General features: G+C 54.0%; 16 protein-coding genes. 4 read left to right on the plus strand and 12 right to left on the minus strand.

The window, feature by feature from the left end:
• Positions 1-46 precede the first annotated feature (46 nt).
• The 3 genes from arcB (at position 47) to mtgA (ending at position 3,992) form a co-directional block, all read left to right on the plus strand.
• Positions 47-2,383 (plus strand): aerobic respiration two-component sensor histidine kinase ArcB, encoded by a 2,337-nt coding sequence (gene arcB / locus OGX93_RS14500; protein ID WP_012135343.1) that lies wholly within the window; start codon positions 47-49, stop codon positions 2,381-2,383.
• 230 nt (positions 2,384-2,613) lie between these two features.
• Positions 2,614-3,267: an isoprenoid biosynthesis glyoxalase ElbB gene (gene elbB, locus OGX93_RS14505; RefSeq protein WP_012135342.1), complete on the plus strand. Its 654-nt coding sequence runs from the start codon at positions 2,614-2,616 to the stop codon at positions 3,265-3,267.
• Positions 3,264-3,992: a monofunctional biosynthetic peptidoglycan transglycosylase gene (gene mtgA / locus OGX93_RS14510; protein WP_012135341.1), complete on the plus strand. Its 729-nt coding sequence runs from the start codon at positions 3,264-3,266 to the stop codon at positions 3,990-3,992. Before elbB ends, mtgA begins: the two co-directional genes overlap by 4 nt.
• On the opposite strand, the gene yrbL is transcribed toward mtgA, so the two are convergent.
• From yrbL to OGX93_RS14570, 12 genes are all read right to left on the minus strand, one after another.
• The gene (yrbL, locus tag OGX93_RS14515) at positions 3,967-4,638 is read right to left on the minus strand and encodes a PhoP regulatory network protein YrbL (RefSeq protein WP_199976857.1); all 672 of its coding nucleotides are present in this window, start codon (positions 4,636-4,638) and stop codon (positions 3,967-3,969) included. The two genes, mtgA and yrbL, sit on opposite strands and share 26 nt — an antisense overlap.
• A 209-nt stretch (positions 4,639-4,847) precedes the next feature.
• Positions 4,848-5,120 (minus strand): PTS phosphocarrier protein NPr, encoded by a 273-nt coding sequence (gene npr, locus OGX93_RS14520; RefSeq protein WP_012135339.1) that lies wholly within the window; start codon positions 5,118-5,120, stop codon positions 4,848-4,850.
• Positions 5,117-5,971: an RNase adapter RapZ gene (gene rapZ / locus OGX93_RS14525; protein ID WP_012135338.1), complete on the minus strand. Its 855-nt coding sequence runs from the start codon at positions 5,969-5,971 to the stop codon at positions 5,117-5,119. The genes npr and rapZ overlap by 4 nt, the downstream gene beginning before the upstream one ends.
• Before the next feature lie 36 nt (positions 5,972-6,007).
• Positions 6,008-6,499 carry a PTS IIA-like nitrogen regulatory protein PtsN gene (gene ptsN / locus OGX93_RS14530; protein ID WP_012135337.1) on the minus strand — a complete coding sequence of 164 codons (492 nt, stop codon included), beginning with the start codon at positions 6,497-6,499 and terminating at the stop codon, positions 6,008-6,010.
• 125 nt (positions 6,500-6,624) lie between these two features.
• On the minus strand, positions 6,625-6,912 hold the full coding sequence (gene hpf / locus OGX93_RS14535) for a ribosome hibernation promoting factor (RefSeq protein ID WP_012135336.1): 288 nt from the start codon (positions 6,910-6,912) through the stop codon (positions 6,625-6,627).
• Between the two features lie 22 nt (positions 6,913-6,934).
• Positions 6,935-8,368, minus strand: coding sequence for an RNA polymerase factor sigma-54 (gene rpoN / locus OGX93_RS14540; RefSeq protein ID WP_012135335.1), 1,434 nt, complete (start codon positions 8,366-8,368; stop codon positions 6,935-6,937).
• A 47-nt stretch (positions 8,369-8,415) separates the two neighbouring features.
• The gene (gene lptB / locus OGX93_RS14545; protein ID WP_012135334.1) at positions 8,416-9,141 is read right to left on the minus strand and encodes an LPS export ABC transporter ATP-binding protein; all 726 of its coding nucleotides are present in this window, start codon (positions 9,139-9,141) and stop codon (positions 8,416-8,418) included.
• 6 nt (positions 9,142-9,147) lie between these two features.
• Complete coding sequence (gene lptA, locus OGX93_RS14550) at positions 9,148-9,702, minus strand: lipopolysaccharide ABC transporter substrate-binding protein LptA (protein WP_047460976.1); 555 nt, start codon at positions 9,700-9,702, stop codon at positions 9,148-9,150.
• On the minus strand, positions 9,671-10,246 hold the full coding sequence (gene lptC, locus OGX93_RS14555; RefSeq protein ID WP_012135332.1) for an LPS export ABC transporter periplasmic protein LptC: 576 nt from the start codon (positions 10,244-10,246) through the stop codon (positions 9,671-9,673). The genes lptA and lptC overlap by 32 nt, the downstream gene beginning before the upstream one ends.
• Positions 10,243-10,809 carry a 3-deoxy-manno-octulosonate-8-phosphatase KdsC gene (gene kdsC, locus OGX93_RS14560; RefSeq protein WP_012135331.1) on the minus strand — a complete coding sequence of 189 codons (567 nt, stop codon included), beginning with the start codon at positions 10,807-10,809 and terminating at the stop codon, positions 10,243-10,245. Before kdsC ends, lptC begins: the two co-directional genes overlap by 4 nt.
• Before the next feature lie 19 nt (positions 10,810-10,828).
• Positions 10,829-11,815, minus strand: coding sequence for an arabinose-5-phosphate isomerase KdsD (gene kdsD / locus OGX93_RS14565; protein ID WP_012135330.1), 987 nt, complete (start codon positions 11,813-11,815; stop codon positions 10,829-10,831).
• Between the two features lie 14 nt (positions 11,816-11,829).
• Positions 11,830-12,807, minus strand: a complete 978-nt coding sequence (locus tag OGX93_RS14570; protein ID WP_012135329.1) for a calcium/sodium antiporter — start codon at positions 12,805-12,807, stop codon at positions 11,830-11,832.
• Between the two features lie 212 nt (positions 12,808-13,019).
• On the opposite strand from OGX93_RS14570, the gene mlaF reads away from it, so the two are divergent.
• A complete protein-coding gene (gene mlaF, locus OGX93_RS14575) occupies positions 13,020-13,832 on the plus strand; it encodes a phospholipid ABC transporter ATP-binding protein MlaF (protein ID WP_012135328.1) in 813 nt (270 codons plus the stop codon).
• Positions 13,833-13,834: the final 2 nt, after the last annotated feature.

Consider the following 13,834-nt stretch of genomic DNA (forward strand, 5'->3'; position numbering starts at 1 on the left):
TCAGAATTGAGTATTATTGTGCGAAGTTGTCGTGAAGGAATCCCCTATGAAGCAAATTCGTATGCTGGCGCAATACTATGTCGACCTGATGATGAAGCTGGGTCTGGTGCGCTTTTCGATGCTGTTGGCATTAGCGCTGGTGGTGCTGGCGATAGTGGTGCAGATGGCGGTCACCATGGTGTTGCATGGTCAGGTCGAAAGTATTGATGTCATCCGCTCCATCTTTTTTGGCCTGTTAATCACGCCCTGGGCTGTCTATTTCTTGTCGGTGGTGGTGGAGCAACTGGAGGAGTCCAGGCAGCGCCTGTCACGGCTGGTACAAAAGCTGGAAGAGATGCGCGAGCGCGATCTCAAACTCACGGTACAACTGAAAGACAATATTGCTCAGCTTAATCAGGAAATTGCCGATCGCGAAAAAGCGGAGGCTGAGCGCCAGTCGACCTTCGAACAGCTAAAAGTGGAAATCAAGGAGCGTGAAGAGACGCAGATTCAGCTTGAACAGCAATCCTCTTTCTTACGCTCTTTCCTCGATGCGTCGCCGGATTTGGTTTTTTATCGCAATGAGGATAAAGAGTTTTCCGGCTGTAACCGCGCGATGGAACTGCTGACCGGCAAGAGTGAAAAACAGCTCGTCCATTTAAAACCGGCTGACGTCTATTCTCCCGAAGCGGCGGAAAAAGTGATTGAGACCGACGAAAAAGTCTTCCGCCATAACGTCTCGCTGACCTATGAACAGTGGCTCGATTACCCGGACGGGCGCAAAGCGTGCTTTGAAATTCGCAAGGTGCCCTATTACGACCGCGTTGGTAAACGTCATGGCCTGATGGGCTTTGGGCGCGATATTACGGAACGTAAGCGTTATCAGGACGCGCTTGAACGCGCCAGCCGCGACAAGACCACGTTTATCTCTACGATCAGCCACGAGCTGCGTACGCCGCTGAACGGCATTGTCGGCTTAAGCCGCATTCTGCTGGATACCGACCTTACCAGCGAGCAGGAAAAATACCTGAAAACCATCCATGTCTCTGCGGTCACGTTGGGGAATATTTTCAACGATATCATTGATATGGATAAGATGGAGCGGCGTAAAGTCCAACTGGATAACCAGCCGGTAGATTTCACCAGTTTCATGGCGGATCTGGAGAATCTCTCCGGTCTGCAGGCGCAGCAAAAAGGGCTACGCTTTGTGCTCGATCCGACGTTGCCGCTGCCGCATAAGGTGATCACCGACGGCACGCGTTTGCGCCAAATTCTGTGGAACCTGATCAGCAACGCCGTGAAGTTTACCCAGCAAGGGCAGGTGACGGTGCGCGTACGCTATGACGAAGGCGATGTGCTGCATTTTGACGTGGAAGATTCCGGCATCGGTATTCCGCAGGATGAGCAGGATAAAATATTCGCCATGTATTATCAGGTGAAAGACAGTCATGGCGGTAAACCCGCGACGGGGACCGGGATTGGCCTGGCGGTATCGCGCCGTCTGGCAAAAAATATGGGCGGCGACATCACCGTTTCCAGCCAGCCGGGTAAAGGTTCCGTCTTTACGTTAACCGTACATGCGCCCGCCGTGGCGGAAGAGGTCGAGGACACGCTGGAAGAGAATGACATGCCGCTGCCTGCGCTGCATGTGCTGCTGGTCGAGGACATTGAGCTGAACGTCATTGTGGCGCGTTCAGTGCTGGAAAAACTGGGCAACAGCGTTGACGTGGCGATGACCGGGAAAGCCGCGCTGGAAATGTTCACCCCGGGTGAATACGATCTGCTGCTGCTGGATATTCAACTGCCGGATATGACGGGCCTGGATATCTCCAGAGAACTTACCCGCCGCTATGCGCGGGAAGAATTGCCGCCGCTGGTCGCACTCACTGCTAACGTCCTGAAAGACAAGAAAGAGTATCTGGACGCGGGAATGGACGATGTGTTGAGCAAGCCGCTGTCGGTTCCGGCGTTAACCGCCATGATTAAAAAATACTGGGATACCCGTAACGAAGAGGAGAGCACTGTGACATCTGAAGAGAGCAGTAAATCGCAAGCGTTGTTAGATATCCCGATGTTAGAGCAGTATATCGAACTGGTCGGCCCGAAATTAATTACGGATGGACTGGCGGTGTTCGAAAAAATGATGCCGGGTTACTTAAGCATTCTGGAGTCCAACCTGACGGCGCGAGATACCAAAGGCGTTGTTGAAGAAGGGCACAAAATTAAAGGCGCGGCGGGCTCCGTCGGGTTGCGTCATCTACAGCAACTGGGTCAGCAAATTCAGTCGCCGGATCTTCCTGCCTGGGAAGATAATGTGGGGGAATGGGTTGAAGAGATGAAGCAGGAGTGGCAGCACGACGTCGCGGTGCTGAAAGCCTGGGTGGCAAACGCGGAAAAAAAATGACCCCGGATTGACCGGGGTGCGCGAATACTGCGCCAACACCAGGGAAATCGTGGCTGCGCCGTAAGTTATGATTGTTTTTTACACAGGCGCAGCTCTGCTTTTCAGGCCGCACGCAGTTAAGATAGCAAATCTTAAATGTTTTGTTACATGAATCAGTTAAATGTGTGAAGCGCAGCATTTTAATCAGAATTATTAATACGCTTCAGTAAGTTGCGAAAAGGATCATCACGATGAAAAAAATTGGCGTAGTGCTCAGTGGATGTGGCGTATACGACGGCGCCGAGATTCATGAAGCCGTTCTGACCCTTCTGGCGATTGCCCGCAGCGGCGCGCAGGCCATCTGCTTTGCGCCGGATAAACAGCAGGCTGATGTGATTAATCACCTGACGGGCGAAGCGATGGCGGAGACGCGAAATGTCCTGATCGAAGCCGCGCGCATTACGCGAGGGGAAATTCGTCCACTCGCCCAGGCGGTCTCCAGCGATTTGGACGCACTGATTGTTCCGGGTGGATTTGGCGCGGCGAAAAACCTGAGTAATTTTGCCAGCCAGGGCAGCGAGTGCCGGGTAGATAGCGACCTGGCCGCGCTGGCAATCGCCATGCACCAGTCGGGTAAGCCGTTAGGGTTTATGTGCATTGCCCCGGCAATGCTGCCCAGGATTTTTGGTTTCCCGCTTCGTCTGACGATTGGCACCGATATCGATACGGCGGAAGTGCTGGAAGATATGGGGGCCGAGCATGTGCCATGTCCGGTTGACGATATTGTGGTGGATGAAGATAACAAAATTGTCACCACGCCTGCTTACATGCTGGCGCAGGATATTGCACAGGCGGCGACCGGCATTGAAAAACTGGTGTCTCGCGTACTGGTTCTGGCTGAATGAGTAAAGGGCGTTTCACTCCGCTGGCGTCCCTGCGCCGTTTGCTCCTGCGCATCCTTGTGGTGCTGGCGGTTTTTTGGGGCGGCGGCATCGCGCTGTTCAGCGTCGTTCCGGTGCCTTTTTCCGCAGTGATGGTGGAACGGCAGATTAGCGCGTGGCTGCAAGGCGATTTCGGCTATGTTGCGCATTCCGACTGGGCTGGCATGGATGCGATCTCGCCGTGGATGGGGCTGGCGGTGATTGCGGCGGAAGACCAGAAATTCCCGGAACACTGGGGATTTGATGTTTCGGCCATTGAGAAGGCGCTGGCGCACAATGAGCGCAATGAAAACCGAATTCGTGGGGCGTCCACGCTTTCTCAGCAAACGGCGAAGAATCTCTTTTTATGGGATGGCCGCAGTTGGCTGCGCAAAGGGCTGGAGGCCGGGCTCACCGTCGGGCTGGAAACCGTCTGGAGTAAAAAACGCATTCTGACCGTCTACCTGAATATTGCGGAGTTTGGCGATGGCGTGTTTGGCGTGGAAGCGGCGTCGCAGCGCTATTTTAATAAACCTGCCAGCCGGTTAAGTATGTCAGAAGCCGCGCTATTGGCGGCGGTGCTGCCGAACCCTTTACGCTTTAAAGCGAACGCGCCTTCAGGCTACGTGCGTAGCCGTCAGGCGTGGATTTTGCGTCAAATGCGCCAGTTGGGCGGCGAATCGTTTATGACGCGTAACCATCTGTATTAAGATTGTGCTGACGCGCGGCCTCAAGAGAGGGGAGCGGCAGCGCGCTTTTGTCTTCTTCCTGGCGGTTCATCTTCAGCGCCGCCACCAGACCCGGTTGGGCGATCAACCGTTCCCACTGTCTTTCCTGTTTGCGATGGCAAAACCAGGCTGACCAGCTTGCCAGCGGGATCAGCGTACTCTCGCCGATGTTGTCGCAGATCACCGGGATCGCTTCGGATTCGCTAATGCGGTGACACAGAATATTTTGCGGCTTCAGGGTCATGGTGACGATGCGGTTATCGTAGATATAACGCTTGAGCGTTTTCAGCAACTGGCGCAGGACGGCGGCATCTTCGTCATTGCGGCACTGCGCCACAAATTCAGTCAGCGTGACGGACGGTTTGCCATCGAAATCGGTTATCACATCGTAGACGTAGCCCGTACCACAATCGGTCTCTACCGTACCGTGATAGCGCGGAATGCCGCTCCAGTCTTGCAGGTAACGTGACAGATGCGCGTAGTATTTCAGCTCGCGGCGGATCTCTTTCTTGCCGCTGCGGTCGGCATTGTAAATGATCTTAATGCAGCGTTGGGCATCGCCCGGATGCGCATAACATTTACGATGGCGTCCGGTGCCCAGGGGATTTTGTTCAGATAAAAGTATCATGAGATCTCCTGGTAATGTTGCTAATAGAACCAGTATGAACGCTCAACTTAAATAGAACGTAAACAACACTTCTTAAGGTTTTCTTAAGGTTTAATCAGGACGGAAAAGCGCACGGAATGTACAATATCGACGCAGGCAGAAAGGCGAGGGAATAAAAAAACGCCGGGTGGCGTTTTCTGGGGGAAAGGAGGAGACGAAAGCGAAATGGCCTAATCTTCGTCGAATCCTGAATTGAACAGCGCGATCACCGCCGCCAGCGCTTCGACCTCCTGCGGGCCGGTAGCTTCAATTTCTATCTGGCGACCTTTAGCAGAGTCCAGCATCAGCAGGGCAATGACGCTATTGGCTTCGGCTTCGGTGCCTTCATCATTGCGTAACAGCACTTCGGCCTCAAAACCCTGCATTAATTCAAACAGTTTCATGGCAGGCCGGGCATGCATACCCAGCTTGTTCGTGACTTCTACAGTCTGCTTCACGGTCATGTTTTGCGTTTTTCCAGCGTTCTATGGCGTGACTGCACGTTCTTACCGCGTGAGCGGAAGTAGTCTGCCAGCTGTTCTGCAATATACACCGAACGGTGTTTCCCGCCGGTACAGCCGATGGCTACGGTGAGATAGCTACGGTTGTTTGTCTCCAGCATGGGTAACCATAACTCAAGATAGCTGCGAGTCTGGTAGATAAAATTGTGTACTTCTGTGTGCCTGTCGAGGAATGCCGCAACCGGTTTATCGAGGCCGGTCATTGGACGCAGTTTCGGGTCCCAGTGCGGGTTAGGCAGGAAGCGCACGTCAAAAACATAATCGGCATCGATTGGAATACCGTGCTTGAAGCCGAAGGACTCGAACACCATTGTCAGCTCGCGTTCGCGCTTACCCAGCAGACGGGTACGCAGCATTTCCGCCAGTTCATGCACGGACATTTCAGAGGTATCGACAATCAGATCGGCGCGGGAGCGCAGCGGTTCCAGCAGATCGCTTTCCTGGTCGATGGCGCTCTCCAGGGAGAGATTTTTGCTGGAAAGCGGATGCAGACGGCGCGTATCGCTGTAACGGCGAATCAGCGTGTTGCGATCGGCATCAAGGAACAGAAGCTGTGGTGAAAACGCATCGGGCAGGTTGTTCATCGCCTGCTCGAAAATTTCAGGGGACTCAGGCATGTTACGCACGTCAATGCTGACGGCCGCAGAAATCTGGCGATCGGCCAGCGTACGAGCCAGATCGGGCAACAGCACCACGGGGAGGTTGTCCACGCAGTAAAAACCCATATCTTCCAGCGCACGCAGGGCGACAGATTTCCCTGACCCTGAACGACCGCTGACGATCATCAGTACCATGTACCGTTTCTCCTCACAACAGATGCCATTGGGTGGTTATGCCTCATCCTTTCCACCTTCGGTGTCAGTGATGATTTGATACAGCTCTTCGTCACTCTGCGCGGCGCGCAGACGGCGGCAGATGGTTTTATCCGCCAGACGTTTAGCGACCAGCGACAGTGTATGCAGATGCGTTTTGGTCTGATCTGCGGGCACCAGCAGGGCGAAAAGCAGATCGACCGGTTGATTATCAATGGCATCGAAAGCGATAGGCGTTTCGAGTTGGACGAACACGCCGACGGCGCGCAGCGTATCTTCTTCCAGCTTGCCGTGTGGGATGGCGATACCATTGCCAATGCCGGTACTGCCCATTTTCTCACGCGTCAGGATTGCTTCAAATACCACCTGCGGAGGCAGGCTGAGCTGTTTTGCCGCCAGTTCACTGATAATCTCCAGCGCACGTTTTTTGCTCTGGCAGTGAACGCCGCTGCGCGTACATTCCTGGTTAAGTACGCTGCTCAGTTGTAGAGTCGTATCGTTATTTGTCATAATTTCACCTAAGAACCTGTTCCATCAGAATGATTCCTGATGAAGCAGATTCGGAGCGCTAACTGTACAAATGGCCTGTTGTGCGTCACAACAGGCCGTCCTGCACTCGCTAACTGCCCGGACAATTAGTGTTGTTTCAGTTTATCTTTGTGTTTCGTTAGCTGCCTTGCCAGTTTATCGATCAAACCGTCAATGGCGGCATACATATCCTGACCTTCCGCACTGGCGTGAATTTCGCCACCGTTTACATGCAGTGTCGCATCCGAGATGTGTGTTACCTTCTCCACTTTCAAAACAACGTAGACCTGATTAATCCTGTCAAAATACTGCTCAAGTTTGGCGAATTTGGTTGAGACAAAGTCGCGCAGGGCTTCAGTAATTTCGACGTTATTTCCAGTGATGTTGAGCTGCATAGTGTCTTCCTTATCGGTTGGTTCAAACCAGCTGTTTGCGCTGATTGGACGGCGGAATGGATAAAGACTCTCGGTACTTCGCAACGGTGCGGCGCGCCACCATGATACCCTGATCCGACAACATAGAGGTTAACTTGCTGTCGCTCAGCGGCTTCGCGGGGTTCTCCGCAGCAATTAATTTCTTCACCAGCGCACGTATCGCCGTGGAAGAGGCTTCGCCTCCGCCTTCGGTATTCACATGGCTGGAAAAGAAATACTTCAGTTCAAAAATGCCGCGTGGACTGTGCAGATACTTCTGCGTGGTCACACGGGAAATCGTCGATTCGTGCATCTCGACGGCCTGGGCGATGTCCGCCAGCACCATCGGTTTCATAAACTCTTCACCTTGCTCGAAGAAGGCCTGCTGCTGCTCAACAATACAGCGGCTCACGCGTAACAGGGTGTCGTTGCGGCTTTCCAGACTTTTGATCAGCCACTTCGCATCCTGAAGGTTGCTGCGAATGAACTGGCTGTCGGCATCATTACGCGCGCCGTTGCACAGGGCGGCATAATGTTGATTGATCTGTAGACGGGGAATGCTGTCGCCGTTCAGCTCCACCATCCAGTAACCGTTATGCTTACGCACCAGCACATCCGGGATCACATATTCAGGTTCGCCGGTCTGGATAGACTGACCCGGTCTGGGATCGAGCGACTGGATAAGATTGACCGCCTCTTTCAGCACCTCTTCTTTCAGCCGCGTAACGCGCATCAGGGTGCGGAAGTCATGATTGGCCAGCAGATCGAGGTGATCGCTGATGATCAACCGGGCGTCTTCCAGCCAGGGCGTGGATTTATCGAACTGTGAGAGCTGGATCAGCAGGCAGTCACGGAGATCTTTCGCCGCCACGCCGATGGGATCGAAGCGCTGAACGCGTTTGAGTACCGCTTCTATTTCATCGAGGCCGATCTCTTCATCGCCGATGCTTTCGAGAATGTCATCCAGCGAAATGGTGAGATAGCCGGTATCATCAACGGCATCGACAATTGAGGTGGCAATCGCGCGATCGGTATCCGAGAACGGAGTCAGCCCGACTTGCCACATCAGGTAGTCCTGGAGGGACTGCGTGGTTTCGCCCTGGTACACCGGCAGCTCGTCGTCGATGTAGTCGCCGCTGGTGCCGGACGGCGTACCTGCGGTGTAAATCTCATCCCAGCTGGCGTCAAGCGGCAGCTCTTCGGGCATCTCTTTCTGTTCGAGCGCGTCTGCGGTATCCAGGGCTTCGTTGTCCTGGGTTTCGCGCGTGTCGATTTCATCGTGAAGATCGGTTTGCTCAAGCAGCGGATTACTCTCCAGCGCTTGCTGAAGTTCCTGCTGAAGTTCCAGCGTAGACAACTGCAACAGACGGATGGCCTGTTGTAGCTGGGGCGTCATCGCCAGTTGTTGGCTGAGCCTGAGTTGCAAACCTTGCTTCATGTTCAGAGTCGTTTTCTCCCGCTGTGACGTCGCAGTCTTCTACCCTATCAGAGTCTGAAGTCTTCCCCAAGGTATACGCGCTTAACGTGCTCGTCTTGCAGGATTTCTGTCGGTGTGCCGTGTGCGATCAGATGCCCCTGGCTGACAATATACGCGCGTTCACACACCGCCAGCGTCTCACGAACGTTGTGGTCGGTAATCAGGACGCCGAGGCCGCTGTCGCGCAGGTGCTCGATAATGCGTTTGATGTCGATGACGGAAATCGGGTCAACGCCTGCAAACGGTTCATCCAGCAGGATAAATTTCGGATTTGCGGCCAGCGCGCGGGCAATCTCCACACGGCGGCGTTCACCGCCGGACAACGCTTGTCCGAGGCTGTCGCGCAGATGCTCGATGTGGAACTCTTCCATCAGTTCATTGGCGCGGTCTTCACGCTGTTCGGTCGTGAGATCGTCGCGAATTTGCAGCACCGCCATCAGGTTATCAAACACGCTCAGACGGCGGAAAATGGAGGCTTCCTGCGGTAAATAGCCAATACCGCGACGCGCGCGGGCATGCAGCGGCAGCAGGCTGATGTCTTCATCGTCAATAATAATGTTGCCAGCGTCGCGCGGCACAATGCCCACCACCATGTAGAAGGTAGTGGTTTTGCCTGCGCCGTTCGGCCCGAGCAGACCGACGATCTCCCCGGAATTCACGGTCAGGCTGACATCTTCCACCACGCGACGGCCTTTATAGGCTTTCGCAAGATTCTTTGCAGTTAATGTTGCCATAACGAATTAGTTACCCTTCTTCTGTGCCGGGGTCTGGTCTTTGTTTTTGTCCTGCAACTGCGACGGCACCAGAACCGTCGTTACACGTTTGCCTTTTTCGCTGAACGCCTGCATTTTCTGCTCTTTCACCAGGTAAGTGATCTTATCGCCGGTGATGTTGCTGTCGAGCTGCTCCAGGTAGGCGTTACCGGTCAGGACGACGAAATCTTTCGCCAGCTCATAATGCATTTTTTGGGCGTGGCCTTTTACCGGCTTGCCGTTGTCCTGCATCTGATAAAACGTCGCCGGGTTGCCGAAGCCGTCGATCACCTCTTTGCCTTGCTCGCCGCCCGGACGGGTGACGACCACTTTGTCGGCATTGATTTTGATGGTGCCCTGAGTCACGACGACATTTCCGGTAAACGTCACCACGTTACCCTGCATATCCAGTGACTGCTGGTCCGATTCAATATGAATCGGTTGTTCGGTATCGCCGGTGACCGCGAACGCCGGAAGACTGGCGGCCAGAAGTGTGCTGGCAAGCACAAGATTAAGGCTGAGTTTGTTTGTTTTGAATTTCATAGGAGGTTCTAACCTTTTCAATCAGCTCGGCGTTCTTGCTGCGTAAGTTGCCGCGCATTTTCAGTCCGCTGGAGTTAAATGTTGTTCCGTATAACGTGACCAGATCTTCAGAGGTGACATCCTGCGTCACCAGGTTGATCGTCGCGTTATCCGTCGTGATTCTGCGTAGTTGAGCGTCAGGCGCCAGCGCATTGACTTCAACGTGACCATACAGATAGAGCATCCGGTCTTCGGTCAATTTCGCCTTATCCGCTTTAATCGACCATGTCGGGACTTTATCTTTATCAAAGGTGGTTAATACCGGTTGGGTAAACCACGAAAGCGCCTGTTCTGAATAATATTCAACGTGCTGCGCAATAAGACGATAGTTCAACGCGCCTTCCGGGCTATAGACGACCGTATCGGTATGCTCGCTCTTATAAGTCGGATCGCTGGTGTTCACCACAACCTGAGCAGGATCGTCTTTATCCGCCAGATTAATTCCGATCAACACCAGTACGGCCAACGACAGTAGAATGATAACCCAACGTCTGGTTTTACTCATATCGATTGCCCTTTGGCCTCATCAAGCTTACCCTGCGCCAGCAAGAGTAGATCGCACACTTCCCGCACCGCGCCGCGTCCACCGGCGATATGCGTCACATAGTCGGCGCGAGGGATCAGGAGCGGATGCGCATCAGCGACCGCAACGCTCAGACCCACTTTTTCCATCACCGGCCAGTCGATAAGATCGTCACCGACGTAAGCCACATTTTCAGGCGCAACGCCCAGCTTATCGAGCAGGTCGCCAAACGCGATAAGTTTGTCCGACTGCCCCTGATAGAGATGCGTGATCCCCAGGGTGGCACAGCGATCTTCTACAAGTTTAGCCTTTCGTCCGGTAATAATAGCGACCTCAATCCCGGAAGTGAGCGCACAGCGAATGCCGTAGCCATCACGGACGTTAAAGGCCTTCAGCTCTTCACCGTTGTTGCCCATATAAATCAGACCATCAGACAGTACGCCATCCACATCGAGGATGAGCAGACGGATGTTTTCCGCCTGGGCGATAACCTGTGTACTGACGGGGCCATAACAGGTCGCAAGCGACGCACCTGCTTTACTCATTTCTTTTATCCTTGAGTTTCTACACTACGCCTGCACGCAGTAAATCATGCATATGTAACACACCCAGTAACTGGTCGCCATCAGCAACCAAAACGGAGGTGATATGACGGGACTGCATTAAGTTCAGGGCGTTAACGGCGAGAATACCGGGGCGAACGCGAATTCCCCCAGGCGTCATGACGTCGGCAATCCCTAACTGGCGAACATCCACACCCATATCGAAAACACGACGCAAGTCGCCATCGGTAAAGATGCCGTCAATCTTCATTGTGTCATCACAAATGACGGTCATGCCGAGATTTTTACGCGTAATTTCCAGCAGGGCATCACGCAGGCTGGCGTTTTTATTCACATGCGGGATTTCATCGCCGGTGTGCATGATATCGTTAACGCGCAGCAGAAGTTTACGGCCAAGTGCGCCGCCCGGATGCGACAACGCAAAATCTTCGGCGGTAAAGCCGCGGGCTTTTAATAACGCGACCGCGAGCGCATCGCCCATGACCAGCGTAGCCGTAGTGCTGCTGGTCGGCGCCAGACCCAACGGGCAGGCTTCTTTCGGCACTTTAACACACAGATGCACATCCGCCGCACGCGCCATGCTGCTTTCTGGCCGCCCGGTGATACAAATCAGCGGCACCTGCAAGCGTTTAAGAACCGGGATTAATGCGGCAATCTCATTGGATTCGCCAGAGTTGGAAATCGCGATCACCACATCCTGCGAGGTGACCATGCCGAGATCGCCATGCGCGGCCTCGCCCGGGTGAACAAAAAAGGCGGAAGTGCCGGTGCTGGCAAAGGTGGCGGCCATTTTCCGCCCGATATGACCTGATTTTCCCATCCCCATGACAACGACTTTGCCTGTGCATGAGAAGATTTTTTCACAGGCGAGCGTGAAGTTCTGGTCGATGTATTGATCAAGCTCCGCCAGGCCTTCACGTTCAATCTCCAGGACGTCTTTGCCTGCTTTCTGAAAGTCAAAACCCGGTTGTAACGCTAAGTGCGACATAGTCCGTTTTCCCGTTATCCAATAAGAAGCGGCGATAGCCAGTACAGCATCGCCAGCCATACGATAAAACCGCCGGTCAGCAGCACGCCTGCGCCCCGACCAATCTGGCGCGGACGCCGCCAGCACAGCAATGCCAAAACAATGCTCACTAACAGCATCACGCTATAGTCACGCCCAAACGCCAGTGGGTTGACGTCGCCTGGCGTAATCAATGCAGGCAGCCCCAGTACGATGGCGATATTGGAAATATTGGCGCCGATAATGTTGCCAATGGCGATATCATTTTCACCTTTGCGGATGCCCGCGATCGCCGTCGCCAGCTCCGGCAGGCTGGTGCCAATCGCAATCACCGTCAGGCCGATAGTCAGTTCGCTCATGGCGAAGTAGTTCGCCAGTACGGTGGCGTTATCAACCACCATCCGCGTCGCCATCGGCATAATAATCAGCGCGATACCCAGCCACAAAAACGCGACGGGTAAGCCGCCTTCGCGCGGCAGCTCCGCCACCTGCTCCCGGGTGAGGCTGTCATTTCCCTGCCGCTCCGCCAGGCGCGCGATCTTAACAATGAACAGCAGCCATAGCACGGCCAGCAGCAGAAGAAAGATTCCGTCGCTACGGCTCAGCTCGCCATCGTGCAGGACGGAGCCCGCCAGCACACTGACAAATAACATTAGCGGCAATTCGCGGCGCAAAACATCAGAATGCACGGTAAAAGGGTGAAACAGCGCCGCCAGGCCCAGAATCAGCAAGATATTGATGATGTTGGAGCCGAGCGCGGTGCCTACGGCTAAATCCAGTTGCCCGTGAAGCGACGCGGCAACTGAGACAATTATCTCCGGTAATGATGTTCCGATACTGACGACCGTCATCCCGATAATGAGCGGAGGAATCCCCACTGCCCGGCACAAAATCGATGCGGCAAACACCAGACGATCGGCGCTGTAGACCACCAGAAGTAAACCAATAATTAACAGCGCCGTAGCTAAAAGCATCTAAAGTCCTTTCTTCAGGTATACTCGCCGGTCCACTGGAGGGATCTTCTGGAAGCCGTAACGAAGTCTTAATTTTGACTTTATGCGGCTAAAAAGTAAAACAAATGCCAGCTTTAGCTAACCAGGGCAGGTAATATTCTGTAAATATGTTGGGTTCATGGCTAAATTCAGCGCCATGCTTAGATCAACAAGGCGATACAAAGGATGAATCAATGGGTCAGTCTGTGGCGAATTTAGTCGATATGCGCGACGTCAGCTTTTCGCGTGGCGACCGCTGCATTTTCGATAATATTTCCCTGACCGTGCCACGCGGGAAGATCACGGCGATCATGGGGCCATCGGGGATCGGTAAAACCACGCTGTTACGACTGATTGGCGGACAGATCCCGCCGGATAGCGGGGAAATACTGTTTGATGGCGAAAACGTACCTGCTATGTCTCGCTCGCGGTTGTACACGGTACGAAAACGGATGAGCATGCTGTTTCAGTCGGGGGCGCTGTTCACCGACATGAACGTGTTTGATAACGTAGCCTACCCGCTGCGGGAGCACACGAATTTACCCGCGCCGCTGTTGAAAAGCACGGTGATGATGAAACTGGAAGCCGTTGGCCTGCGCGGCGCGGCAAAGCTCATGCCTTCTGAACTGTCCGGGGGGATGGCGCGGCGTGCGGCATTAGCCCGTGCTATTGCGCTGGAACCCGACCTCATTATGTTCGATGAGCCGTTTGTAGGTCAGGACCCGATTACGATGGGCGTACTGGTGAAGCTGATTTCAGAACTGAACAGCACGCTGGGCGTAACCTGCGTTGTCGTGTCCCACGATGTGCCGGAGGTGCTGAGCATCGCCGATCACGCCTGGATTATGGCGGACAAAAAAATCGTGGCGCACGGTAGCGCGAAGGAACTGCAAGAAAATGCCGACCCGCGCGTCCGCCAGTTCCTGGACGGTATTGCCGACGGGCCGGTTCCGTTCCGCTATCCGGCGGGCGATTATCACTCCGATTTACTCGAAACAGGGAGTTAAGC

The sequence above is a fragment of the Citrobacter sp. CK195 genome (genome assembly GCF_030333365.1).
GTDB lineage: Bacteria > Pseudomonadota > Gammaproteobacteria > Enterobacterales > Enterobacteriaceae > Citrobacter_B > Citrobacter_B koseri.